We start from the raw sequence: 21,945 nt of genomic DNA, 5'->3' as shown, positions 1-21,945 counted from the left end.
CAGACCGAGTTGATTCCCGTTCTGCGAAGGAGTGCGTGTTCATGACCGACGACGTTGCCGACTTCTGGTTCGACCCCGCTTGCCCGTGGGCTTGGATGACGTCCCGCTGGATGGACGAGGTGGCCAAGGTCCGTAACATCACGGTGAACTGGCACGTGATGTCCCTGACGGTGCTGAACGAGGACAAGGACGACATCTCCGAGTCCTACCGCGCCTCCCTTGCCACCGCGATGGCCCCGGTCCGCCTGATCAACGGCATCCGGGAAGTCCATGGACAGGAGTACGTCAAGCCGCTCTACGACGCGATCGGCACCCGGTACCACCCGCAGGGCCGCCGGGACGACCAGCGTCAGGTGCTGATCGAGTCGGTGGCGGAGGTGGGTCTGCCGGCGGAAGCGATCGACCTGGCCGACTCGGGGGCCCACGACGAGTCCCTGCGGGCGTCGCACGACCGGGGCATCGGACTGGTGGGTCAGGACGTGGGGACCCCGGTCGTGGCGTTCAACGGCATTGCCTTCTTCGGCCCGGTGGTCACGCCGGCACCCAAGGGTGAGGAAGCCGGTAAGCTCTGGGACGCGGTAGTGCAGGCCGCCGCTTCGAGGGCTTCTTCGAACTCAAGCGCACTCGTACCCGGGGCCCGATCTTCGACTGAGGTACCGGCGGCGGGTGGCCGGAAGTGCCCGGCCGACCGCCAACCGGTGAAGGAGGTGCTGACTATGGCGGCGCGTGGTCTGAGCCGCGGCGTGATGGCGTTGATCGTGGTGGACTCGATCCTGGTGGTCGTGCTGATCGCACTGCTGATCAGCCACCCCAGACCGGAGGGTGAGCCGACCCCAGCCGCCACCGAGCCGGCTGCTACCGCCGACGAGGAACCCGGGCGGGAGGAGCCAGAGGCCGAGGAACCCGAGGAAGACGAGGAAGACGAGGAAGACGAGCCCGCCCTGCAACCCCCGGAAGACGCAGTCAGCGAGGCCGCATTCGTCACCCCGTCGGGCAACATCTGGTGCGAACTCGGCGCCGACTCCGCCACTTGCACGATCGGCTCGCACTCCTACAGCGTTCCGGATCAGCCCTGTGACGGCCCGTACGGCCGGGTGCTGCAGGTGTCCGAGGACGAGGCGACGCTGCCGTGCCTGAGCGAGGAGCCGGCCACCTCCGCCCCGGACGGCCTGGCCGAACTCGACTACGGCGAGTCCACCGTCGTGAACGACTTCTGGTGCACCAGCGAGGAGAGCGGGGTGACCTGCTACTCGGTGATGAGCGGTCGCGGCTTCTCCGTGGCTCGGGCCAACTACACCACCTTCTGACGGGTCCGCTCCGGGGAGTGCCCGGCGGCGACTCCGGGTCGGTGCGGGCAGCGGCCTCGCCCAGCCCGACCCGGACCGCGGCGCCATCTCAGTATCCGAGAGGGCCGGGCCGGCGGTTCCGATTCCACCACGAGAGTGATCCACTGCTGGCATGCCTTCGATCGACTGCGCCACGGACCGGGCCGCCGTGCCCGGAGCGTCGTCATGGGCTGCACCGAGGTGTACCGGCGGGATGCGAATGCCCATCCCGCCCCGCGCCCCGCACCCCTGATCGAAGAAGGACACCGCACATGGCCGTCGTCACCGGCACCCCCTGGGATCTGGCCCTGGACCAGAGCGCCTACCCGGCCCGGGCCCGCACCCCCTCCTCCTCCGGATCGCGCGCACCCACGGCGCTCCGCACGCGCGCACCCCGTCTGTTCGCGGCTCGGACCGGCCCCGCCCGCGGAGCTCAGGCGGCCCCGGAGGCGATCACGCCCAGAGCCGCCTACCAGGACGCGTTGCACGGCAGGGCCGTTCTGGTGGACATCCGGCCGGCGTGGCACCGGGCCCGTGATGGCCAGTTGACCGGCAGCGCACCGGGCGGCGTCACACCCGAGGTGGTGCAGATCGAGGCGCACCTGCTCATCACCTGGTTGGTGCGCCACCGCGAGGGTGGCGGCGCGATCCTGGTCAGCACGGACGGCGTGGAGGCCGCCGCGCTCGCCCAGGCGCTGGGCGAGGTGGACCTGGCTCGTCCGGCGTTCCTGGCCGGGGGCTTCGAGGAGTGGCGCGCAGCCGGCCTGGCCACCGGTTGAGCAGCCGGCGGGTGAGTCGCGGGCGTGCTGGACGCGGGTGCGCCCAGCACGCGGCACAATGGAAGCCATGCGCATCCACATCGCGGCGGATCACGCCGGCTACGAACTGAAGACCGTCCTCCTGCAGCACCTGCGCACCGCCGGCCACGACGTCGTCGACCACGGTGCCCATTCCTATGACGCCGAGGACGACTACCCGGCGTACTGCTTCGCTGCCGCCGAGGCCACGGTCGCGGAGCCGGGCTCGCTGGGATTGGTGATCGGCGGCAGCGGCAATGGCGAACAGATCGCGGCGAACAAGGTCGACGGCGCGCGGGCGGCCCTGGTCTGGGGCGTGGAAACGGCCACCCTCGCCCGCGCCCACAACGACGCCAACGTCGCCGGCATCGGTGCCCGCCAGCACACCGAGGCCGAGGCGATCGAGATCGTTGAGGCGTTCCTGGCCGAGCCGTTCAGCGGCGCCGAGCGCCACCAGCGCCGCATCGACCTGGTCGGCGACTACGAGTCGTCGCGCTGACGCAGTTCCACCCGGCGATGGTGGGGTTGGCGAACTGCGGTGCGCCGCAATAGCGCCACGATCGCCACGTGCAGGGGCACCAGCACGAGCACCAGCAGTGGGAGCACCCCGGTCGCCCATACGTAGCCGCCCACCAGCACCGCCAATGCTGCGGTCGCGGCCAGGTCGGCCAGGTCCCGGTCCTGGTGACGGGTGATCGTCGCGGAATCGCGCGCCACCTCACCCTCCCGGGTGTCCTGGGCCAGCAGCGCCCGCAGCCGCCACAGGCGTACGGCCTCGGCGGCGAAGGCACCGGTCAGGTAGCCCACCGCGATCGCGGCGGCAAACGTCCAAACCATCGGATCCATCCGCGCGGCGATCGCGGCCAACGCGGGCGTCAGCGCCGCCGCGAGGAGTGCCCCGAGCATCAGCGCCCGGGTCCGCCCCAGCCGGCTTGCCAGAAGCGCCGAGGTGAGCACCCCTGCCCGGTACTCAGCGCCCACAGGGCGATGCCGGCAGCGAGACCGGCCGCCGCCGCGGGGGTCGGCAGGGCCAACAGGATCGTCAGTATCGCCGCGACCACCATCACCGCGCGTGCGGCGACGGCGTACAGCAGCGCACGACGCCGGGACCGAGCGTGCTCGGCACTGTCCAGATGGACGTGATCATCGGTGTCGCCGCAGTGGACGCAGGCGGTGCTGTGACTCATCCCCTCTAGGGTAGGCCGGGATGGACGCCGCGGAAGACCCGCCCAGCGCGGGGGAGGAGTACGCCGACCTGGTGTTGGACCTGGTGGCCCAGATCCCCCCGGGCCGGGCCAGCAGTTACGGCGCGATCGCCGACGCCGCCCGGGTCCTGACCGGACGCGGCTCGGCGCGAACTGTGGGCCGGATCATGTCCATCCATGGCCACCAGGTGCCCTGGTGGCGGGTGGTTCCGGCCACTGGGTTGGTACCGGAGCACTTGCGCGAGCGGGCCGCGGTGCACTACCGCAACGAAGGGACCGCGCTTCGCAGCGCGGATCCCCTCCGGGTGGATCTACGGGGGGCGGGCTGGCAGCCCGGGCTCTGACTCAGATGTACAGGGCCGGGTCCTCCAGGTCCCCGAACGCCGACGTCGTCGGCCGGTTGCGCACCTGCCCGGGGACCCCCACCACCACCGAGTTCGCCGGTACGTCCCGCACCACGACCGCGTTGGCGCCGACCTGGACGTCATCACCGAGGGTGATCGGGCCGAGGACCTTCGCTCCGGCACCGATCATCACCCGGTCGCCGACGGTGGGGTGACGCTTGCCCTTGGACATCGAGCGCCCACCCAGGGTGGAGGTGTGAAACATGAGGACGTCATCACCGACCACCGCGGTCTCCCCGACCACGACACCCATCCCGTGGTCGATGAAGAAGCGCCGTCCGATCGCCGCACCGGGGTGGATCTCCACCCCGGTGAATATCCGGGCGAAGTGGGAGATGAGCCGCGCGGGCAACTTGGCCGGGCCACCCAGGTTCCACAGATGGTGGGCCAGCCTGTAGATCCACAGGGCGTGCACGCCCGGGTAGGTCAGCGCAACTTCGACAGAAGTCCGGGCGGCCGGGTCGCGCTGCTTGGCCGTCTCGAGGTCCTCGCGCACCCGCGCGCGCACCCCGGACCAGGTGGTGCCGGAGGCTGCGGGGTGCATCGCTGCGGTGTGGGTGATGTAGGGGTAACTCATTCGGCGAGGTCGGCGTACAGGATGGTGGACAGGTACCGCTCACCGAAGGAGGGGATCACCACCACGATGGTCTTGCCCTCGTTCTCCGGACGCGCGGCCACCTGCAGCGCGGCGTCGATCGCGGCACCGGAGGAGATGCCGACCAGCAAACCTTCCTCGGTCGCCGCGCGCCGGGCCTGCTTGACCGCGGTCTGGGCGTCGACGTCGATCACCTCGTCGTAGACGGAGGTGTCCAGGATCTCCGGGACGAAGTTGGCGCCCAGGCCCTGGATCTTGTGCGGCCCGGGGTCTCCGCCGTTGAGGATCGGGGACTCGGCCGGCTCCACCGCGATGATCTGCACCTGCGGCTTGCGCTCCTTGAGTACCTGGCCGACTCCGGTGATCGTGCCACCGGTGCCGATCCCGGAGACGAAAATGTCGATCTCGCCGTCGGTGTCGTTCCAGACCTCCTCGGCGGTGGTCTTGCGGTGGATGGCGGGATTGGCTTCGTTGGCGAACTGGCGGGCCAGAACGGCGCCCTCACGCTCGGCCGCCACCTGCTCCGCCTTGGCCACAGCCCCCTTCATGCCCTCCGAGCCGGGGGTGAGGATGAGCTCGGCGCCGTAGGCCTTGAGCAGCATCTTGCGCTCGTTGGACATGGTCTCGGGCATGGTCAGCACGACGTTGTAGCCACGGGCAGCACCGACGAAGGCCAGCGCGATACCGGTGTTCCCACTGGTGGCCTCCACGATGGTGCCACCCGGGGGGAGTTCACCGGAGGCTTCGGCCGCGTCGACGATCGACACCCCGATCCGGTCCTTCACGCTGGAGGCGGGGTTATAGAACTCGAGCTTGGCCAGCACGGTGGCCCCAAGTCCCTCGGTGAGTTTGTTCAACCGCACCAGCGGCGTGTTACCGACCAGGTCGGTGGCGTTGTCGTAGATGCGAGCCATAGGTTTCCTCCTGTTCGGCGGGCACCGTTCTGCGCCCGGACGAGATTCCGCTGCCAGCCTGCCATGCTCGGCGCCCGATGTCGTCGCCAGCCCGGATCGTCTCGAATCACGAACGCGAGCCGCAGTTCCTGCGAACGCGAGCCGCAACTCATCCCGGGCGACGGCTGCCACCCGCTACAGCCAGGGAGGGCACGGGTTTATTCCTTGACCACCTTGCTTCAACTGTTACAGTTCTTATATAACAGTCAGATGTTGATCCGGGTCGACCAGTCGAGCGAGACGCCCCTGTTCGAGCAGGTGGCGGCCTCGGTACGGGCCGGCGCGGCCGCAGGCCGGATCCGGCCCGGCGAACGGCTGCCCTCGGCCAGGGAGGTGGCCGCCGCACTGGATGTCAACCTGCACACCGTGCTGAAGGCCTACCAGGACCTGCGCGATGAGGGTCTGGTGACGATGCGCCGTGGCAGGGGCGCAGTGCTGACAGAAGCCGCGGGCCAACTGGCCCAGATCCATCGCGACGTTCTCGACCTCGTCGAACGGGCCCGGGCCCTGGGTTTGTCCACCGAAACACTTGCCTCGATCGTGAAGGAGCTCTCCGATGACCGCTGAACCCACCAGCAACGGCACGGTCAGCAGGTTCGGCCTCGTCACCATCCTGATCCCGGCGATGCTGACGGCCGCGGCCGTGATCGTCCAGGTGGCCATTGCCCCCGCACTACCGAACCCGGTGGCCATCCATTGGGACGCCGCCGGCGCGCCCGATGGGTTCGCTCCGCTATGGACCGTGATTGCGGTGACCGTGCTGACCGGCTTCGGTGTGCCCGCGCTCATGGGCCTGAGCGCCCTGCCGGGGCTCAAACTGGGTGATCAGGGCGTGACCTACCGGTTCCTGGGCGCCACCGCAGCCGGACTGTCGGCGATGCTCACGGTGCTGAGCACCTGGTCGCTGATGGTCCAGCGGGGCCTGGACGATGCGACACAGGTCGCCACGATCACCCCGGCGGTGCTGATCAGTTCGCTGGTGGGACTGGCCGCCGGGGCCGGTGGCTGGTTCGCCCAACCGCACATGCCTGCGGTCACCAAGCCGGAACGCTCCTCCGAACCCCTCGATCTTGCTGAGGGAGAGGACGTGGCCTGGCTACGCGTCACGACCTTGGGCGGATCGGGCATGGGCATCCTCGCGGTCAGCCTGGTCGCGCTGCTGCTGGGCACCATCGCGGCCTGGTTGATCCCCACCGACCCGACGATGCCGTGGATCCTCACCGGCACGCTGGCGATCCTGATGGTGGCCGCCGCCGTAACCGGGGCATTCCGGGTCCGCGCGGGCCGGGATGGGCTCACCGTGACCTCGCTGGTGGGATTGCCCCGGTTGCGGGTGCCGCTGGCGGACATCGACTCCGTCGGTGTGGTGGATGTCAATCCGGCCGGGGAGTTCGGGGGAGTGGGTCTGCGGTTCGTGCCGGGACGGTTCGGAGTGGTGCTGCGCACCGGAGAGGCCATCCAGGTCACCCGCCGCAACGGGCGCCAGTTCGTGGTGACGGTCGACGACGCCGCTACCGCCGTGGCGGTGTTGGCGGCCTATCGGGTGCGCAGCCGCGCGGACACCCGGGAGAATGGGTGAGGAGCCGACCGGACGTCGCGTGCACGGGCCGGCAGGATGCGGGGGCGGCGGTCCGGGTGTGCGCGGTGCCACATCGGCGACGCATCGCTGTCGGGGTCGGGATGTGGGTATGATGTCCCGGGCGCAGCGTGACTGGCAATCCTTGCTGCGGCGTGCAATCCGGTCCGAACGGACCAGCGCACGCGCCTGACTCGTTGTCTGGGCCTTGTCCGGAGCCACCAGCCCGCTGGCAACCAGAGCCCGCGCCGTCGAACTACGTAGGAAGCAGACATGAAGAAGGACATTCACCCGGAGTACCACCAGGTGGTGTTCCGCGACATCTCCGCCGACTTCTCGATCCTGACGAAGTCCACCATCACCTCGGAGAACACCGTGGAGTGGGAGGACGGCAACACCTACCCGGTGGTCGACGTCGACATCTCCGCCGCTTCGCACCCGTTCTACACGGGCAAGCAGAAGATCATGGACACCGCGGGCCGGGTGGAGAAGTTCCGCCGCCGCTACGCCAAGCCCGAGGGCAAGTAGGCGTCCCCGCTCGGTGACCCACGCCGTCGGCCCTTCGTGGCCGGGGCGACCATCACACAGACAACTCTCGACGGAAGGGGAGGTAGGGCTCATGGCAGTTCCCAAGCGCAAGCTCTCGCGCAGCAACACCCGCTCGCGCCGCTCGCAGTGGAAGACCAAGGCCGCGGACCTCGTACCCGTCCGCGCCGGCGGGCGTGAGGTCAGGGTGCCGCGGCGCCTGGCCCGCGCCGTCGAGCGTGGCCTGGTCGATACCGACGACTGAGTCGGCCACCGCACGGATTCCAGGGCCGTCACCCCAGCGGGTGGCGGCCCTGAGTCGTCCCTACCTCCCGGGGCTTGCACGTGGGGCTGCGCCATCCTTGCGGCAGCAGCAGCGTGCCCGCAGACGGCGCGCCCCACGCGCACCGCGTCGGAGACCGTCGGGGCCCGGCCCACGTCGATGTGGGCACGGCCTGCTCCGACCTCATGGAGCGGGTGACGAGAATCGAACTCGCACCATCTGCTTGGAAGGCAGAGGCTCTACCATTGAGCTACACCCGCGTGCGGCAGCAATTCTACATCCTTCGCGCGGCCGATCGAGCAGCCCCCTTCGGTGGTGCCGGGTAGGGGGTTGGCAGGGATAGAATCCCTGATTGGCGCCGTGTGGTTGCCTCGGGATGTGGCGCAGGTTGGTAGCGCGTCCGCTTTGGGAGCGGAAGGTCGCAGGTTCAAATCCTGTCATCCCGACCAGCAGGACAGGTCTCAGCCCTTCGCATCGAGAGGTGAGGCCGAAGCGCCGCTGAGCGATGTCGCGACGATGAGGTCGCGCACCGCGCCCTCGTCGCCGGACACGCGCACATCCGGCAGTTCCTCGAGTGGGACATCCCCGATCACGCACGCCCTCCAGTCCCGGGTGGTGGCTGAGGCCTGCGCATCGGTCCGTTGCGGTTCCGGCGACCGCTCGATGGTCGTGGCTCGCGCGGTCATCCGCGCCGTATAGGTGACCGGTTGGGCGTCCGGCCGCCTGGAGTCGGTGAGCACCAACGCGACACATCGCTCACCTCGGCCCCTGGAGGCCGGCCGTGCGTGGGCGCGCATCGCGAGGGTCACGGTGTCGGGGCTCATATCCGCCTCGCGGGGCAGTGCGGGCGATGTCACGGCCCACCGGGACAGAGCCGTGTTGACGGCTTCCAGTCGGTAGCCCCATTCGGTCAGTTCGTAGACGTCGATGCGCCCTGGTCCGGGCCAGCGGCGTCGTTGCGCGATGCCGCTGGCCTCCAGGTGATGCAGGCGCTGGGTCAGGACGGTGGGCCCGATACCGATGACGTCTCGCTGGATGTCGGAGAAGCGCTTGGGCCCCAGTAGGAGTTCCCGAACGACGATCATCGTCCACCGTTCGCCGATGAGGTCGAGTGCGTGGGCGGCGGCGCAGCCGTCGTTGTACGAGCCGTATGACCTTCGGGATGCCATTGACACATGTTACTACTGATCCTGTAGCGTGCACTATGCTATCCGTAGTGACACCGGTAGGTGGCACCCACACCCGAGGAGGAGCCAGCATGGGGGCATTGGCGGCGGCTCCGGCGTCGCGAGGAGGGAAACTAACACCATGGGGAGAAGCGACGGCGGCCTGTGGGCGCTGATGCGGGCCGAGCGGGCCGCGCTGGCGGAGGACCTGTCGACCCTCAGTGCGGACCAGTGGCGACACGACACCTTGTGCGGGCAGTGGGACGTCGAGCAGGTCGTCGCGCACCTCACGGCGGCCGCCAGCCTGAACCAGTGGCAGTGGCTACGGAGCATGTGTGGCGCACGTTTTCGTCCCGACGTCCACAACGAGCGGCGGCTCACCGAGTACCGCGGCGACACTCCCGCCGCAACGCTCGACCGGTTCCGTGCTGTGATCGGTAGCACCACGGCACCGTCCGGCCACACCGCGGCCTATCTCGGTGAGGTCGTCGTGCACTGCCAGGACGTCCGCTGGCCGTTGGGGCTGCCCAGGAGGCCCAGCATCGAGGCGCTGACGCCCGTGGCCGACTTCTTCGCCCGACGGGACTTCGCCGTCGCCAGCCACACGCGGGCGGCCGGTCTGCACCTGCGGGCGGACGATGGGCCGTTCGCCACTGGCTCCGGACCGCTGGTCACCGGTTCTACCCTCGCCTTGGTGATGAGCATGGCCGGCCGCGCACCGTACCTCGACCAGCTCCACGGGCCAGGAGTGCCGATCCTGCAGGCACGCCTGGACGGCAGCACAGCCTGAACCACCGTCGCAGGGCTCACCATCCGCGCGAACCCATCACCTCACGAAAGGGCGCAATGACCGACTTCCCGCAGAACCTCGACCACACCTTCACCGCTCCGATCGGCGTCGACGTCAAAGGAGAAGTCTGGTCGTGCGTCGAGATGCCGGGCTCAGCCGGGTTCTTCGGGACCAGGAAGAGCGTGCGGGTAGACGCCAGCGTGGACGAGATCCCGATGCCCGACGTCGGACTGATGGTCACCGGTCGTGGCGGACACATGCTCTCACTCAGTGCCGCGATGCGTAAGCGGCTCGGCAAGAGCCTGGGCGACGACGTCGTCGTTCACCTGCAACGCCGTCTCCGCTGAGCTCAAGCCTGCCCGTTCAGGTATCCCGCCAGGCGGGTATGGCGCTCGGCACTGGCTTCGTTCAGGCCGGTGATGGTCACACTCTTGCCCTTGTCCCGGTACTTCTGCGTGATGGCATCCAGGGTCGCGACGGTCGAAGCGTCCCAGATGTGGGATCTGGACAGGTCGATGACGACGTTCGCGGGGTCACCGGTGTAGTCGAACTGGTAGATCAGGTCGTTGGAGGAGGCCCACAGCAATTCACCGACCACGCCGTACACGCGGGTGTTCTCATCCGGGCGGTCCAGTTCGACCACGTGGGTCAGGTGGGCCACCCGGTTGACGAACATGACGGCTGCGACCACGACACCGGCGAGCACCCCGTAGGCGAGGTTCCCGGTGGCCACCGTGATCACCACGGTGGTGACCATGACCGCGGTCTCGCTCTTGGGCATCCGGCGCAGCGTGCGCAGTCGCACCGAGTGCCAATCGAAGGTTCCTACCGAGACCATGATCATCACGGCCACCAGGGCAGCCATCGGGATCTGCCCGATGACATCGCCGAAGCCCACCACCAGGATGAGCAGGAAGACCCCGGCCAGGAAGGTGGAGATGCGGGTGCGGGCGCGGGATTCCTTGACGTTGATCATGGTCTGGCCGATCATCGCGCATCCGCCCATGCCACCGAAGAAGCCGGTGATGATGTTCGCCACGCCCTGCCCCCAGGACTCGCGGGTCTTGTTGGAGTGGGTGTCGGTGATGTCATCGACCAGCTTGGCCGTCATCAGCGACTCCATCAGCCCCACCAGGGCCATCCCGATGGCGAACGGGGCGATGATCCGCAACGTCTCCAGCGTCATGGGCACATCGGGCAGGAACAGCGTCGGCAAGGAGTCGGGCAGTTCCCCCTCGTCGGCCACATCGGGCACCCGCAGGGAGAACGCCAGCGTCACCGCCGTGAGCACCACGATCGCCACCAACGGGGCGGGCACCACGGTGGTGAGTTTGGGCAGGAACACCAGGACTCCGATGCCGACGGCGACCATCAGGTACACCATCCAGGAGACCCCGGTCAGATAGGGCACCTGGGCGAGGAAGATCAGGATCGCCAGGGCGTTGACGAACCCGACCATCACGCTGCGCGGTATGAACCGCATCAACCGGGCCACCCCGAGCACACCGAAGAGCACCTGGATGATCCCGGCCAGGATCACCGTGGCGATCAGGTAGTCCATCCCGTGCTCGCGCATCACCGGGGCGATCACCAGCGCGACCGCGCCGGTGGCCGCCGAGATCATCGCCGGCCGGCCTCCCACGAAGGCGATCGAGACCGCCATCGTGAAGGAGGCGAACAGCCCCACCCGCGGGTCCACCCCGGCGATGATGGAGAAACTGATCGCCTCCGGAATCAGTGCCAGGGCCACCACCAGCCCGGCCAGCACCTCGGTGCGCAACCTCCGCGGGTTCCGAAGCGCCCCGAGCACGGAGGTGACGTCCTCCGTACGGGCCTGACGCCGCTGCATCGGGGTGCGCCGCGGTGGACGCGGCGCAGCAGAGGATGAGGTCATGACAACTCCGTGCTCGTGGTGGATGCCCGACGTCCTGGGCGGATCGCCGGACACGGGCCGGGCGGGACGGGGCGCACCGGGACGAGGCCCGGCCCAGCGCTCAACCCTACCCACCCGATTCGCCGGAGCGCCCACGGGCCGTGGGTGGGGACCTCTGGTGAGGAACGGCGTCACGGGCCGGCAGCGCCCTGGCCGGCGAACAGTGCCCTACGGCCGGGGTCTGCGGGATGTCTGCGCCACCAGCGCCAGCACCGAGGCGGCCGTCACGACGGTGATAGCCAGGGGGAGCGAACTGGCCGAGCTCATCGCGCCGATCGCCGGGCTCAGACCGATCGCGGTCACGCGAATGGACAGTGCGATCCAGGTCACCCCGCTATGCGGGCGAAGACCCGGAACCTGATCGGCGCGGGCGAAAGCCAACGGGATGGTGATGGCGCTGCTCAACCCGGCCAGTGCCAGCCCGGCGACCGTCAGGGTTGCCGACGGCACCCAGGCCAGCAGCAGCAGGCCGGCGATCATGCCGATCAGGCTGGTCATCAGCGCGGTGTGCTCCCCGACCCGGTCCACGAACCGGTCTCCGAGCATCCGTCCGATGAACTGCGCGATGAGCAGCGCGCTCAGCCCGATCCCGGCGGAACCAAGCGCCACTCCTCGTTCGGTGGCCAGGAGCACGGCGGACCAGTTGTTGCCCACGTCCTCCACCGACATCCCGGCCAGTGCCAGCAGCCCCAGGGGCAACAGCAGCCGGAGCGAGAACCAGTTCGGACGCCGCGAGGCCCGCATCGGTGCGTCACCTGATCCTTCGCCTCTACCGGTGCCGTCAGTGACTGCGGTGCTGCGATCCGGGAGGAACGCCCGGCCGGCCACCGTCATCGCGGCCACGCAGGCCAGCCCCCAGCCACCAAGGTGAATCGGCAACGGCACCGCTGCGGTGGCCGCGAGGGTGCCGACCACGCCGCCGGCTGCCGCCCCCACGCTCCACCCGGCGTGCATCGAGTTCAGCACCGAGGAGCCCCGAGCGGCCTGCACGGCCAGGCCCTGGGCGTTCTGGGCCACGTCCACGATGGCATCGGCCCACCCGGCCAGGGCCAACCCGGCCAGCACCAGCCAGACGTTGCCCGCACTCACCCCGAGGGTGGCCAGGAACAGGCAGACGGCGACCCAGGCGGTGCCGGCGGTCGTGGTGGCCCGCGTGCCGATCCGGCGCAGCACGATCCCGGGCAGGTTCAATGCCGCCGCGGCGCCGACGGCGTATCCGGCCACGAGCAGCCCGAAGGTGGCATCGGAGAGGGCGAGCAGACCCTTGACCTCGGCGTACCGGGCCAGCAGCGTCGCCGGGAGTGCGCCGTTGGTGGCGAAGGCGATGGTGACCGCGACCCGGGCGCGGCGGACGTCGGTGGGCACGCTCGGCAGCCTTGCATCAGCGCCTCGTGCGGGCCAAATCGTCACCCCACCTAGTTGAAGGGGCACGGGCCTGCTGTGAGACGTGCTACCCGGCCACGCGGGCACTGGTAGTGGGCGGGTAGGATGGATCCGCTGCGCGTGTCGGTGAGCCCTGCCATGCCCAGGTTTCTGTGCCGTCCGCTGTCTTGACATGGGTGGCGTCAGGACCGAGAGCGGGCCCACGGCGGGTGCAGGCCACCGACGCCGGCCCTGAAGACCCCAAGTGAGACATGGAGCCAATCAAAGTGAAGAGCGCAGTCGAGAACCTCGACCAGACCCGCGTGAAGCTGACCGTGGAGGTCCCGCTCACCGACCTGCAACCCAGCCTGGACCGGGCGTACAAGGAGGTCGCCCAGCAGGTCAGCATCCCCGGCTTCCGCAAGGGCAAGGTGCCCCCGCGCATCATCGACCAGCGCGTCGGTAAGGCTGTGGTGATGGAGCAGGCGGTGAACGAGGCGCTGCCGGGGCTCTACCGCGACGCGGTGGTGGAGGCCGGGATCAAGCCGATCGGCCAGCCCTCCGTCGAGGTCACCGGACTGCCGGGGGTCGCTGAGTCCGAGGACCTGGTCTTCACCGCCGAGGTGGATGTGCGCCCGGAGATCACCCTGCCGGACCTGTCCGAGATCACCCCTCACCGTCGACGACGTGGAGGTCACCGATGAGGACGTGGAGACCGAACTGACGACCCTGCGCGAGCGGTACGCCACTCTGGTCGGTGTGGAGCGGCCGGCTGCGGACGGGGACTTCGTCACGCTGGACCTGACCGCCACCATCGAGGAGGAGGAGATCGACTCGGTCTCCGGTGTCTCCTACCAGATCGGCGCCGGCAACATGCTCGAGGGACTCGACGAGGCGCTGACCGGGCTCTCCGCCGGGGAGACCACCACGTTCTCCTCCGCGCTGGTGGGCGGGGACCATGCCGGTGAGGACGCCGAGGTCACCGTGACCGCCAGCGTGATCAAGGAGCAGGAGCTGCCCGAGGTCGATGACGACTTCGCCCAGATGGCTTCCGAGCACGACACCGTCGAGGAGCTCAAGGAGTCGCTGCGCACCCAGGCCGCCGACGCCAAGCGCAACGAGCAGGCGATCCAGGCCCGCGACAAACTGATCGAGCACCTGCAGGAGGCCGCCGACTTCCCGATCCCCACCGGTGTGGTGGAGGACGAGGTCACCCGACACCTGGCCGCCGAGGGTCGCGAGGACGACACCGAGCACGGCGAGGAAGTGCGGGTGGAGACCACCGAGGGGCTGCGCCGGCAGTTGCTGCTGGATGTCCTGGCTGAGCAGGTCGACGTCAAGATCGGTCAGAACGAGGTGCTGGAGTTCATGCTGAACACCGCCCGTCAGTACCAGATGGACCCCAACGAACTCATCAAGAACGCCTCCGAGAACGGGCAGATGCCTTCCTTCATCGCCGAGGTCACCCGGAACAAGTCGGTCGCCACCGCGCTGCGGCAGGTCAAGGTGGTGGACTCCACCGGGGCCGAGGTGGACCTGACCGACTACATCGGTTCCGATGAGGAGGACGCCCAGATGGAGGCCGAGGCGCAAGCCGCGGCTGTCCAGGCCGCCGCAGGCCCGGCCACCGAGTTGGTGGACGTGGACCTGGACGAGGGCGACGACGACGCGGCCGCCGAGGCGGTCGAGGGCACCGACGCCGGGGACCAGACCGAGGAAGCCGAACCGAGCAAGGACTGATCCGCTCGTCGGCTGCTGCGCCGACAGCGAAACCGACCCGCCGCCGGCATGGCTTTGCCGGCGGCGGCGTTAGTGTCAACAGCAGGAGTTTTCCAGCCCGTCGACGATCAGGAGAAGGTACGTGAGCGAGATGCCTAAGGCTGCCTCGGCCGATTCCAAGAACTTCGCCCTTGGTGACCACATCTACAGCCGTCTCATGTCCGAGCGCATCATCTGGCTCGGTTCGGACGTGCGTGATGACAACGCCAACCAGATCTCTGCGCAGATGATGCTGCTCGCCGCAGAGGACCCGGACAAGGACATCTGGCTGTACATCAATTCACCCGGCGGTTCGATCACCGCCGGCATGGCCATCTACGACACCATGCAGTTCATCAAGCCCGACGTGGCCACCGTGGCCATGGGTATGGCAGCCTCGATGGGTCAGTTCCTGCTGTCCTCGGGAACTCCGGGGAAGCGGTTCGCCACCCCGCACGCACGGGTGATGATGCACCAGCCCTCCGGTGGGATCGGTGGCACGGCCACCGACATCAAGATCCACGCCGAATTGATCCTGCACATGAAGAAGGTCATGGCGGAGTTGATCGCCGAGCAGACCGGCAAGAGCGTTGAGCAGATCAACCGCGACTCCGACCGGGACCGCTGGTTCACCGCCGAGGAGGCCCTGGAGTACGGCTTCATCGACGAGGTGGTCTCCTCCGCCAAGTCCGTCGGCAACTGATCAGTCCACCCAAGACCAGGAGATGCACACGTGAACATCCCCCACATCCAGGGCTTCGGTGGCCGGGCCGCCAGCCCCTCTTCCCGCTATGTGCTGCCCCAGTTCGAGGAGCGCACCGCCTACGGCTTCAAGCGCCAGGACCCCTACACCAAACTGTTCGAGGATCGAATCATCTTCCTCGGGGTGCAGGTCGATGACGCCTCGGCCGACGACGTGATGGCCCAGTTGCTGGTCCTGGAGGCCCAGGACCCGGACAGCGACATCATCATCTACATCAACTCACCCGGTGGTTCCTTCACCGCGATGACGGCGATCTACGACACCATGCAGTACATCAAGCCGCAGGTGCAGACGGTGGTGCTGGGCCAGGCCGCCTCCGCCGCCGCGGTGCTGCTGGCGGCCGGGACGCCGGGCAAGCGGCTGGCGTTGCCGAACGCTCGCGTGCTCATCCACCAGCCTGCGATGGAGGGCGGCTACGCCCAGGCTTCCGACATCGAGATCCACGCGAACGAGATGCTGCGTATGCGCGAGTGGCTCGAGGCCACCCTGGCCAAGCACTCCAGCACGCCCCAGGAACAGATCACCCAGGACATCGAGCGGGACAAGATCCTCTCTGCCGCCGAGGCGCTGGATTACGGTCTGGTCGACCAGGTCCTGGAGAGCCGCAAGGCCCCGTTGCCGGAACTGGGCCCCGGAGACGACGCCTGACCGGGTCTGTTCCCACCGCCTCCCTCCGGTCCCGTCCGACCGCCGAGCGCCCCGCCCGCGACTACCGCCGGCGGGGCGCTCCGCATCGGCGCCCCGCGTCGTCGTCCGCTGCCGTGCCGGGCGCCGGCCCGCAGCGCCGGCGGGGACATGGACGCACCAGACACGCGCTGAGCCTGCGCCCGCCCATCCCGACCGCGCCGTAGAGTGCAAGAGGCGCTTCCCACCTCGTGAACACAGCGCGATGTGGGAGGGGCGGCTTAGAATTGATCGAGCGCACGATCCGCAGCACCCGCTGGTGCGGACCCAAACTCCACGTCAGGAAGGCGGCACCCATGGCACGAGTCGGAGAGGGCGCTGACCTGCTCAAGTGCTCCTTCTGCGGGAAGAGCCAGAAGCAGGTGGTCAAACTGATCGCCGGCCCCGGTGTCTACATCTGCGATGAGTGCATCGAGTTGTGCAACGAGATCATCGAGGAGGAACTGGCCGAAGCCGGGGAACTCGGCCTGGTGGACCTGCCCAAGCCCAAGGAGATCTACACCTTCCTGGAGGAGTACATCGTGGGCCAGGACAGTGCCAAGAAGGCACTGGCGGTGGCGGTGTACAACCACTACAAGCGCGTCCAATCCGGTGAGGCCCCCGGCGGCGCCGACGACGACGGTGTGGAGTTGAGCAAGTCCAACATCCTCATGGTCGGTCCCACCGGGTGCGGTAAGACCGAACTGGCCCGCACGCTCGCGAAGATGCTGAACGTGCCGTTCGCGATCGCCGACGCCACCGCCCTCACTGAGGCCGGGTACGTGGGCGAGGACGTGGAGAACATCCTTCTCAAACTGATCCAGGCCGCCGACTTCGATGTGAAGAAGGCCGAGACCGGGATCATCTACATCGACGAGATCGACAAGATCGCCCGCAAGTCCGAGAACCCCTCCATCACCCGCGACGTCTCCGGAGAGGGCGTGCAACAGGCACTGCTGAAGATCCTGGAGGGCACCCAGGCTTCGGTGCCGCCGCAGGGTGGTCGCAAGCACCCGCACCAGGAGTTCCTGACCATCGACACCACCAACGTGCTGTTCATCGTGGCCGGGGCCTTCGCCGGACTGGACGACATCATCTCCTCCCGGGCGGGTAAGCGCGGGATCGGTTTCGGCTCCCCGCTCAAGAGCGCCGACACCATGGGGATGATCGAGGACGTCATGCCCGAGGACCTGCTCAAGTACGGGCTGATCCCGGAGTTCATCGGGCGCCTGCCGGTGGTGGCCACCGTGAGCCCGCTCGACGTGGCGGCGCTGAAGCAGATCATCACCGAACCGCGCAACGCCCTCGTGAAGCAGTACAAGCGAATCTTCGAACTCGACGGCGTGGAACTGGAGTTCACCGACGACGCCATCGAGGCGGTGGCCGAACAGGCCGAGTTGCGTGGCACCGGCGCCCGGGCGCTGCGCTCGATCATGGAGGAAGTGCTCCAGCCGGTGATGTTCGACATCCCCTCCCGGGAGGACATCGCCCGGGTGGTGATCACCCGTGAGGTGGTGCTGGAGAACGTCAACCCGACCCTTGTCCCGCGGGACCGGGACACCAAGGAAGAACCGCGCGAGAAGAGCGCCTGACCGTAACCCTACTCGCGGCTCGGTCCCGCTCGGCAGGGCGGTTGGGGGAGTGGAGGTGTCCCCGTGGACCAGTCCGGGATCGATGTGACGGTTCCCCCGAGCGGAACCGCCTGCGCGGAGTGTCTCGCCGACGGCGGGTGGTGGATGCACCTGCGCCGGTGCGCCCAGTGCGGCCATATCGGTTGTTGCGACAGTTCACCCAGCCGGCACGCCACCGCCCATTATGAGTCGACCGGGCATCGCTATATCCGGTCCTTCGAGCCGCACCAATCCTGGTACTGGGACTATCGCACCGAGCAGCGGATCACCGGGCCGGACCTGGCCCCGCCGCAGCATCGCCCACCGGAGCAGCCCGCCCCCGGTCCGCGCGGTGCCGTACCGCCGGACTGGCGCGACCACGTGCGCTGATCGAAGACCGGCGGCCTCTCGAGTCGCGAGCCGGCGCAGGCGTTGTTTGACTGGCACCGGACCTATCCCGAGACGCAGGAGGTTACCGATGCGACTGCAACTTCCGGACCTGCCCACCGATACCGCCGTGGTGACCGTGGTGTTCGACGCCACCCGCACCGGACCGAAGGCGCAGGAGGAGATGGACGCCCGCTGGCGCTCGCTGTCCTCGCAGTTGTCCGAGCAGGGTGCGAGTGCGGAGTTGCTGGAGGTCCTGGCCGAGCGAGTCCGGGAGAACACCGGCGCCTCCGGGACCCATGGGCGCATCCTGGTCGCCACCACCGAGGGCGTGCAGATCGACCGCCTGCTCTCCGAGCCGCCCGCAACGGACTCAGCGGTACTGGGCCGCGGTGTGGATGTGCTCTCGCTGGCGTGGCAGGCCGATGACACCGTGCGGGCGGTCCTGGTGGAGGTGGACCGCTCCGGCGCCGACCTGAGCACCCTGGACACCTCCACGGCCGCGGACCGCTCCGCCGAGCGCACCGTTACCGGGGACCAGGACGAGCTGACCAAGAACCGCGAAGGCGGCCTGGCACATCGCCGCATCCACTCCCGCGCGGAGGACTCCTTCGAGCGCAATGCCACGCAGATCGCGGAGGAGATCGAGCGCTACGTGCGCAGCAAACAGCCCGAACTGGTGCTGCTGACCGGTGAACTCCGGATGGTGGCGCTCCTGCGTGAGGCCGCCACCGAACAGGTCGCCGGAATCACGCACGTGCTCGAATCCGGTTCCAGAGCAGACGGGGTGCACGAGGGCGCATTCACCGAGGAGATCGCCGGAGTCTTCCACCAGTACCGGATGCGGCGCAGGGAGCAGGTCCTGGAGCGCTTCAAGGAACAGGCAGGCCGGGACGGTGCCGCCGTGGCCGGTGTGGACGACGTGCTCGATGCGCTGCGCCGAGGCCAGGTCGAGGAGGTCCTGCTGGCCGAGACGGTGCTGCACACTGATTCGGCGCTGCGCACCACCACGGCGTGGATCGGGCCCGAGGCGGTCCAGGCCGGGATGAACGAGGAGGAGGTTCGCGGACTCGGCGCGGACCAGCCCCAACAGGTCACCGCCTCGGTGGCCCTGGGCCGACTGGTCGCGGCCACCGATGCCGGGATCACCCTGGTGGATGAGGCCGCCCTGGACGTGCCTGACGACGTCGCAGCCCTGCTGCGTTGGGACGATGACTCCACACCTGGCCAGTCGACCTACACGATGAGCCGGGACGCCGGGGCGACCAGCGGCTCGCGGGATGGCGCCGGGGCCCACAGTGGCCTCACACGGTGATGGTCCGCCAGGTGTCGGGCTGAACGTCTCGGGGGCCCCCGCTGTGGATACCCAGGGCTGGGGTGACCAGATCCAGGGCGATCGTCGCCTTGGTGACGCTGTCCTCATGTGCGGGCACCCCCGGGCTGCGGCGCACACAGATGGCCACCTCCGGCGCGCGGCGCAGTGCCGCGATCCGCTGTAACGGATCGGCGATCGAGAGTGCTTGCGACTGCCCGTCCAGGTACTCCAGCCGGCGCCCGGAGGTGCTCCCGGATGCAGCGGGCTGCGCTCCGGACGCCAGTTCGGGGTCCAGGAAGTGGTTGGTGTGGTTCAACGCCGCCCCTTCGCCGCCCTCGACGACCCCGACTCCCACCGGTGTCACCTCCACACAGGCCGCTCGCAGGTGCCCGCTGCGGGACGCAAGGGTGAACACGCTGGAGGCGCCGAAGGTCAACGAGCGGGCTACCTCGACGGCCTCGGAGACGGTGGTCGCGACCTCCAGGATGTGCCGTGCCGCCACGTGCACCGGGGTCCCGATCCGGGACCCGTCGCTGCGGTGGCGCAGGATGTTGAAATGTAGTCCCAGGCCGTGACTGTTCACTCCGATCTTGCCGACCTGCCCGAACTCGGCGAAGGTCACCACCTGGGAACTCGCCTCGGCGGTCGGAAAGGCCGACACCAACGACTCCGTCGCAGACCCGGCCGCCAGTCCCATGTCTGCATGGTGTGCGGGATACCGCCGCTGGGCCAGAACACGGTGGCCGAGCACTCCTGCGCAGGTGGGGCCAGGGCCAGGATCTCGGTGCGCGCATTGAGCATCATGACCTGCCAGGGCGGCAGGTCGGCGCCGGCGGCGATCTGCTCGATCTCCTCCGACAGATCCGGCATCCCGGCCCGGATACCCTCGCCCGCCGACTCACTGACCCGGCGGACCGTGTCGGCATCGATACCGACGGTCCTGAAGTGCTGGCGGTACTCGCCCACCGCAGCGCGGATCTGCCTCGACCATGTGCTTCCGTACTCCCGGCCGCGCTCGGCCGGATTGATGGTCGCGGTGCGGTGGGTGTGGATCGTCATCGCCGTCATGACACCTGACTCTGCCACGTCCGCCGGTGCGACCGAGGGGGCCGGTGCGCATACGATGAGACGATGAGTTCCTCACCTGACGGCGGAGCCGGCATTCCTTCCGAACTCCTCAGCCTGCGGGGCAGCATCGACAACATCGACGCCGCACTGGTGCACCTGCTCGCCGAACGGTTCAAGTGCACCCAGAGCGTGGGCCGACTCAAGGCCGAGCTGGGACTGCCGCCCTCGGATCCGGCGCGGGAGGAACGCCAGATCGCCCGCTTGCGCGCGCTCGCCGAGGATGCCGGGCTGGACCCGGTGTTCGCCGAGAAGTTCCTCAATTTCATCGTGGCCGAGGTGATCCGCCACCACGAGGACATCGCCGGCGCGCGGCCCTGACCGACGCGATACCCGCACCCGCACACTCCCGACCCGAAGGACCCCGTGATGCTGCCCCTGAAACTCGGTTACAAGGCTTCTGCCGAACAATTCGATCCGCGCGAGTTGGTGGAGATCGCCGTCGCCGCCGAGGGACACGGCATGGAGTCGGTGTTCGTCTCCGATCACTTCCAGCCCTGGCGCCATGAGGGTGGACACGCGCCGGCCTCGCTGGCCTGGATGGCCGCGGTGGGGGAGCGGACCTCCTCGGTGCAGATCGGCACCTCGGTGATGACCCCGACGTTCCGGTATAACCCTGCCGTGATCGCCCAGTCATTCGCCACGGTGGGGTGCCTCTACCCGGGCCGGGTGATCCTGGGAGTGGGTACCGGCGAGGCGCTGAACGAGATCGCCACCGGGTGGGACGGTCCCGGGGACCAGCACTGGCCCGAGTTCAAGGAACGTTTTGCCCGGCTGCGCGAGGCGGTCCGGTTGATGCGCGAGTTGTGGACCGGTGAGCGAGTGAGTTTCAACGGGGACTACTACTCCACCCACGACGCCAGCATCTACGACGTCCCCGAGGGCGGCGTGCCGGTCTACATCGCCGCGGGCGGGCCGATGGTGGCCCGGTACGGGGGGCGGGCCGGTGACGGGTTCATCTGCACCTCCGGTAAGGGTGCAGAGCTGTACACCGAGAAGCTGCTGCCGGCGGTCGACGAAGGGGCAGCCAAGGCGGAGCGTGACGCGGGAGGGTATCGACCGGATGATCGAGATCAAGGTCTCCTACGACACCGATCACGACGCCGCGCTGGAGAACTGCCGGTTCTGGTCACCGTTGTCGCTGAGTGCGGAACAGAAGCACTCAATCAACGATCCGATCGAGATGGAGCGGGCAGCCGACGCCCTGCCGATCGAGCAGATCGCCGAGCGCTGGATCGTGGCCTCCGACCCCGACGAGGCGGCGAGCAAGGTGCTGGAGTACCACCGAATGGGCTTCAACCACCTCGTCTTCCACGCACCGGGGCACGACCAACGCCGATTCCTGGAGTTGTTCGAACGTGACCTGGCCCCGCGCCTGCGTGCCGTGACGGGCTGAGGCATGCCGACCCG

25 protein-coding genes, 2 tRNA genes and 2 pseudogenes are annotated in these 21,945 nt (G+C 68.6%); 20 read left to right on the top strand and 9 right to left on the bottom strand.

Annotated features, from left to right (window positions below; translation table 11 throughout):
- Positions 1 to 41: 41 nt before the first annotated feature.
- From ACRRRO_RS21525 to ACRRRO_RS21515, 3 genes are all read left to right on the top strand, one after another.
- Complete coding sequence (locus ACRRRO_RS21525) at positions 42 to 1,307, top strand: mycothiol-dependent nitroreductase Rv2466c family protein (protein WP_434080823.1); 1,266 nt, start codon at positions 42 to 44, stop codon at positions 1,305 to 1,307.
- A 290-nt stretch (positions 1,308 to 1,597) separates the two neighbouring features.
- Positions 1,598 to 2,104 (top strand): rhodanese-like domain-containing protein, encoded by a 507-nt coding sequence (locus ACRRRO_RS21520; protein WP_424797693.1) that lies wholly within the window; start codon positions 1,598 to 1,600, stop codon positions 2,102 to 2,104.
- Between the two features lie 67 nt (positions 2,105 to 2,171).
- The gene (locus ACRRRO_RS21515) at positions 2,172 to 2,621 is read left to right on the top strand and encodes a ribose-5-phosphate isomerase (protein ID WP_424797692.1); all 450 of its coding nucleotides are present in this window, start codon (positions 2,172 to 2,174) and stop codon (positions 2,619 to 2,621) included.
- Here ACRRRO_RS21515 and ACRRRO_RS21510 read toward each other — a convergent pair.
- Together ACRRRO_RS21510 and ACRRRO_RS21505 are read right to left on the bottom strand one after the other, a co-directional pair.
- Positions 2,603 to 3,028: a hypothetical protein gene (locus tag ACRRRO_RS21510; RefSeq protein WP_434080822.1), complete on the bottom strand. Its 426-nt coding sequence runs from the start codon at positions 3,026 to 3,028 to the stop codon at positions 2,603 to 2,605. The genes ACRRRO_RS21515 and ACRRRO_RS21510 overlap by 19 nt on opposite strands.
- Positions 3,028 to 3,309 carry a hypothetical protein gene (locus ACRRRO_RS21505; RefSeq protein ID WP_434080821.1) on the bottom strand — a complete coding sequence of 94 codons (282 nt, stop codon included), beginning with the start codon at positions 3,307 to 3,309 and terminating at the stop codon, positions 3,028 to 3,030. The genes ACRRRO_RS21510 and ACRRRO_RS21505 overlap by 1 nt, the downstream gene beginning before the upstream one ends.
- Before the next feature lie 20 nt (positions 3,310 to 3,329).
- Here ACRRRO_RS21505 and ACRRRO_RS21500 point away from each other — a divergent pair, with 20 nt between their 5' ends.
- Entirely contained in the window at positions 3,330 to 3,671 is a 342-nt protein-coding gene (locus tag ACRRRO_RS21500; RefSeq protein ID WP_424797690.1) for an MGMT family protein, read from the top strand.
- 1 nt (position 3,672) lies between these two features.
- On the opposite strand, the gene cysE is transcribed toward ACRRRO_RS21500, so the two are convergent.
- Together cysE and cysK are read right to left on the bottom strand one after the other, a co-directional pair.
- Positions 3,673 to 4,275 carry a serine O-acetyltransferase gene (cysE, locus tag ACRRRO_RS21495; protein WP_424797773.1) on the bottom strand — a complete coding sequence of 201 codons (603 nt, stop codon included), beginning with the start codon at positions 4,273 to 4,275 and terminating at the stop codon, positions 3,673 to 3,675.
- 29 nt (positions 4,276 to 4,304) lie between these two features.
- Positions 4,305 to 5,240 carry a cysteine synthase A gene (cysK, locus tag ACRRRO_RS21490; RefSeq protein ID WP_424788481.1) on the bottom strand — a complete coding sequence of 312 codons (936 nt, stop codon included), beginning with the start codon at positions 5,238 to 5,240 and terminating at the stop codon, positions 4,305 to 4,307.
- 249 nt (positions 5,241 to 5,489) lie between these two features.
- On the opposite strand from cysK, the gene ACRRRO_RS21485 reads away from it, so the two are divergent.
- The 4 genes from ACRRRO_RS21485 to rpmF all read left to right on the top strand — a co-directional run bounded on the left by ACRRRO_RS21485 (position 5,490) and on the right by rpmF (position 7,645).
- Entirely contained in the window at positions 5,490 to 5,846 is a 357-nt protein-coding gene (locus tag ACRRRO_RS21485; protein ID WP_424797772.1) for a GntR family transcriptional regulator, read from the top strand.
- Positions 5,836 to 6,858 (top strand): DUF1648 domain-containing protein, encoded by a 1,023-nt coding sequence (locus ACRRRO_RS21480; RefSeq protein WP_424797689.1) that lies wholly within the window; start codon positions 5,836 to 5,838, stop codon positions 6,856 to 6,858. Before ACRRRO_RS21485 ends, ACRRRO_RS21480 begins: the two co-directional genes overlap by 11 nt.
- Before the next feature lie 270 nt (positions 6,859 to 7,128).
- A complete protein-coding gene (locus ACRRRO_RS21475; protein ID WP_424788478.1) occupies positions 7,129 to 7,383 on the top strand; it encodes a type B 50S ribosomal protein L31 in 255 nt (84 codons plus the stop codon).
- 91 nt (positions 7,384 to 7,474) lie between these two features.
- Positions 7,475 to 7,645 carry a 50S ribosomal protein L32 gene (gene rpmF, locus ACRRRO_RS21470; protein ID WP_434080820.1) on the top strand — a complete coding sequence of 57 codons (171 nt, stop codon included), beginning with the start codon at positions 7,475 to 7,477 and terminating at the stop codon, positions 7,643 to 7,645.
- A gap of 204 nt (positions 7,646 to 7,849) precedes the next feature.
- Here rpmF and ACRRRO_RS21465 read toward each other — a convergent pair.
- Positions 7,850 to 7,923, bottom strand: a tRNA-Gly gene (locus ACRRRO_RS21465).
- A 112-nt stretch (positions 7,924 to 8,035) separates the two neighbouring features.
- Between ACRRRO_RS21465 and ACRRRO_RS21460 the strand changes: the two genes are divergently transcribed.
- Positions 8,036 to 8,112, top strand: a tRNA-Pro gene (locus ACRRRO_RS21460).
- Between the two features lie 12 nt (positions 8,113 to 8,124).
- Here ACRRRO_RS21460 and ACRRRO_RS21455 read toward each other — a convergent pair.
- A complete protein-coding gene (locus ACRRRO_RS21455) occupies positions 8,125 to 8,832 on the bottom strand; it encodes a winged helix-turn-helix transcriptional regulator (RefSeq protein WP_424797688.1) in 708 nt (235 codons plus the stop codon).
- A gap of 139 nt (positions 8,833 to 8,971) precedes the next feature.
- On the opposite strand from ACRRRO_RS21455, the gene ACRRRO_RS21450 reads away from it, so the two are divergent.
- Both ACRRRO_RS21450 and ACRRRO_RS21445 read left to right on the top strand, forming a co-directional pair.
- A complete protein-coding gene (locus ACRRRO_RS21450) occupies positions 8,972 to 9,619 on the top strand; it encodes a maleylpyruvate isomerase family mycothiol-dependent enzyme (protein WP_424797687.1) in 648 nt (215 codons plus the stop codon).
- A gap of 56 nt (positions 9,620 to 9,675) precedes the next feature.
- Positions 9,676 to 9,966, top strand: a complete 291-nt coding sequence (locus tag ACRRRO_RS21445) for a DUF1905 domain-containing protein (RefSeq protein WP_424797686.1) — start codon at positions 9,676 to 9,678, stop codon at positions 9,964 to 9,966.
- 2 nt (positions 9,967 to 9,968) lie between these two features.
- Here the strand turns inward: ACRRRO_RS21445 and ACRRRO_RS21440 are convergent, their stop codons facing one another.
- On the bottom strand, positions 9,969 to 11,513 hold the full coding sequence (locus ACRRRO_RS21440) for a SulP family inorganic anion transporter (protein ID WP_424797685.1): 1,545 nt from the start codon (positions 11,511 to 11,513) through the stop codon (positions 9,969 to 9,971).
- Positions 11,514 to 11,720: 207 nt separating this feature from the next.
- Positions 11,721 to 12,917: an MFS transporter gene (locus ACRRRO_RS21435; RefSeq protein WP_424797684.1), complete on the bottom strand. Its 1,197-nt coding sequence runs from the start codon at positions 12,915 to 12,917 to the stop codon at positions 11,721 to 11,723.
- A 284-nt stretch (positions 12,918 to 13,201) separates the two neighbouring features.
- Between ACRRRO_RS21435 and ACRRRO_RS21430 the strand changes: the two genes are divergently transcribed.
- The 7 genes from ACRRRO_RS21430 (at position 13,202) to ACRRRO_RS21400 (ending at position 19,410) form a co-directional block, all read left to right on the top strand.
- The gene (locus ACRRRO_RS21430) at positions 13,202 to 13,618 is read left to right on the top strand and encodes a trigger factor (RefSeq protein ID WP_434080819.1); all 417 of its coding nucleotides are present in this window, start codon (positions 13,202 to 13,204) and stop codon (positions 13,616 to 13,618) included.
- Positions 13,602 to 14,654 (top strand): trigger factor, encoded by a 1,053-nt coding sequence (gene tig / locus ACRRRO_RS21425; RefSeq protein WP_434080818.1) that lies wholly within the window; start codon positions 13,602 to 13,604, stop codon positions 14,652 to 14,654. Before ACRRRO_RS21430 ends, tig begins: the two co-directional genes overlap by 17 nt.
- A 130-nt stretch (positions 14,655 to 14,784) precedes the next feature.
- Positions 14,785 to 15,375 (top strand): ATP-dependent Clp protease proteolytic subunit, encoded by a 591-nt coding sequence (locus ACRRRO_RS21420; RefSeq protein WP_424797771.1) that lies wholly within the window; start codon positions 14,785 to 14,787, stop codon positions 15,373 to 15,375.
- Positions 15,376 to 15,405: 30 nt separating this feature from the next.
- Entirely contained in the window at positions 15,406 to 16,083 is a 678-nt protein-coding gene (locus ACRRRO_RS21415; RefSeq protein WP_424788469.1) for an ATP-dependent Clp protease proteolytic subunit, read from the top strand.
- A 332-nt stretch (positions 16,084 to 16,415) separates the two neighbouring features.
- The gene (gene clpX, locus ACRRRO_RS21410; RefSeq protein WP_424791839.1) at positions 16,416 to 17,690 is read left to right on the top strand and encodes an ATP-dependent Clp protease ATP-binding subunit ClpX; all 1,275 of its coding nucleotides are present in this window, start codon (positions 16,416 to 16,418) and stop codon (positions 17,688 to 17,690) included.
- A 63-nt stretch (positions 17,691 to 17,753) separates the two neighbouring features.
- Positions 17,754 to 18,098, top strand: a complete 345-nt coding sequence (locus tag ACRRRO_RS21405) for a UBP-type zinc finger domain-containing protein (protein WP_424797682.1) — start codon at positions 17,754 to 17,756, stop codon at positions 18,096 to 18,098.
- 88 nt (positions 18,099 to 18,186) lie between these two features.
- The gene (locus ACRRRO_RS21400) at positions 18,187 to 19,410 is read left to right on the top strand and encodes a Vms1/Ankzf1 family peptidyl-tRNA hydrolase (RefSeq protein ID WP_424797681.1); all 1,224 of its coding nucleotides are present in this window, start codon (positions 18,187 to 18,189) and stop codon (positions 19,408 to 19,410) included.
- On the opposite strand, the pseudogene ACRRRO_RS21395 reads toward ACRRRO_RS21400, so the two are convergent.
- Positions 19,400 to 20,469 (bottom strand): annotated as a pseudogene (locus ACRRRO_RS21395) (C45 family autoproteolytic acyltransferase/hydolase). The gene ACRRRO_RS21400 and the pseudogene ACRRRO_RS21395 overlap by 11 nt on opposite strands.
- Positions 20,470 to 20,541: 72 nt before the next feature.
- Between ACRRRO_RS21395 and ACRRRO_RS21390 the strand changes: the two are divergent.
- Together ACRRRO_RS21390 and fgd are read left to right on the top strand one after the other, a co-directional pair.
- The gene (locus ACRRRO_RS21390) at positions 20,542 to 20,856 is read left to right on the top strand and encodes a chorismate mutase (RefSeq protein ID WP_424788465.1); all 315 of its coding nucleotides are present in this window, start codon (positions 20,542 to 20,544) and stop codon (positions 20,854 to 20,856) included.
- Between the two features lie 48 nt (positions 20,857 to 20,904).
- A pseudogene (gene fgd / locus ACRRRO_RS21385) lies at positions 20,905 to 21,931 on the top strand (glucose-6-phosphate dehydrogenase (coenzyme-F420)).
- Positions 21,932 to 21,945: the final 14 nt, after the last annotated feature.

It is taken from the genome of Sanguibacter sp. Z1732 (genome assembly GCF_051020515.1).
Taxonomy (GTDB): Bacteria; Actinomycetota; Actinomycetes; order Actinomycetales; family Beutenbergiaceae; genus CALKWS01.
This window is presented reverse-complemented; position numbering and strand designations above follow the sequence as displayed.

What these genes read in the sequence shown, in the direction of transcription:
- clpX (WP_424791839.1), top strand. Translation starts at nt 16,416, where the DNA reads ATGGCACGAGTCGGAGAGGGCGCTGACCTGCTCAAGTGCTCCTTCTGC.
- ACRRRO_RS21440 (WP_424797685.1), bottom strand. Translation starts at nt 11,513, where the DNA reads ATGACCTCATCCTCTGCTGCGCCGCGTCCACCGCGGCGCACCCCGATG.
- ACRRRO_RS21420 (WP_424797771.1), top strand. Translation starts at nt 14,785, where the DNA reads ATGCCTAAGGCTGCCTCGGCCGATTCCAAGAACTTCGCCCTTGGTGAC.
- ACRRRO_RS21475 (WP_424788478.1), top strand. Translation starts at nt 7,129, where the DNA reads ATGAAGAAGGACATTCACCCGGAGTACCACCAGGTGGTGTTCCGCGAC.
- ACRRRO_RS21510 (WP_434080822.1), bottom strand. Translation starts at nt 3,028, where the DNA reads ATGCTCGGGGCACTCCTCGCGGCGGCGCTGACGCCCGCGTTGGCCGCG.
- ACRRRO_RS21500 (WP_424797690.1), top strand. Translation starts at nt 3,330, where the DNA reads ATGGACGCCGCGGAAGACCCGCCCAGCGCGGGGGAGGAGTACGCCGAC.
- ACRRRO_RS21515 (WP_424797692.1), top strand. Translation starts at nt 2,172, where the DNA reads ATGCGCATCCACATCGCGGCGGATCACGCCGGCTACGAACTGAAGACC.
- ACRRRO_RS21480 (WP_424797689.1), top strand. Translation starts at nt 5,836, where the DNA reads ATGACCGCTGAACCCACCAGCAACGGCACGGTCAGCAGGTTCGGCCTC.
- ACRRRO_RS21525 (WP_434080823.1), top strand. Translation starts at nt 42, where the DNA reads ATGACCGACGACGTTGCCGACTTCTGGTTCGACCCCGCTTGCCCGTGG.
- ACRRRO_RS21400 (WP_424797681.1), top strand. Translation starts at nt 18,187, where the DNA reads ATGCGACTGCAACTTCCGGACCTGCCCACCGATACCGCCGTGGTGACC.
- ACRRRO_RS21455 (WP_424797688.1), bottom strand. Translation starts at nt 8,832, where the DNA reads ATGGCATCCCGAAGGTCATACGGCTCGTACAACGACGGCTGCGCCGCC.
- rpmF (WP_434080820.1), top strand. Translation starts at nt 7,475, where the DNA reads ATGGCAGTTCCCAAGCGCAAGCTCTCGCGCAGCAACACCCGCTCGCGC.
- cysK (WP_424788481.1), bottom strand. Translation starts at nt 5,240, where the DNA reads ATGGCTCGCATCTACGACAACGCCACCGACCTGGTCGGTAACACGCCG.
- ACRRRO_RS21390 (WP_424788465.1), top strand. Translation starts at nt 20,542, where the DNA reads ATGAGTTCCTCACCTGACGGCGGAGCCGGCATTCCTTCCGAACTCCTC.
- ACRRRO_RS21485 (WP_424797772.1), top strand. Translation starts at nt 5,490, where the DNA reads ATGTTGATCCGGGTCGACCAGTCGAGCGAGACGCCCCTGTTCGAGCAG.
- cysE (WP_424797773.1), bottom strand. Translation starts at nt 4,275, where the DNA reads ATGCACCCCGCAGCCTCCGGCACCACCTGGTCCGGGGTGCGCGCGCGG.
- ACRRRO_RS21445 (WP_424797686.1), top strand. Translation starts at nt 9,676, where the DNA reads ATGACCGACTTCCCGCAGAACCTCGACCACACCTTCACCGCTCCGATC.
- ACRRRO_RS21450 (WP_424797687.1), top strand. Translation starts at nt 8,972, where the DNA reads ATGGGGAGAAGCGACGGCGGCCTGTGGGCGCTGATGCGGGCCGAGCGG.
- ACRRRO_RS21520 (WP_424797693.1), top strand. Translation starts at nt 1,598, where the DNA reads ATGGCCGTCGTCACCGGCACCCCCTGGGATCTGGCCCTGGACCAGAGC.
- ACRRRO_RS21505 (WP_434080821.1), bottom strand. Translation starts at nt 3,309, where the DNA reads ATGAGTCACAGCACCGCCTGCGTCCACTGCGGCGACACCGATGATCAC.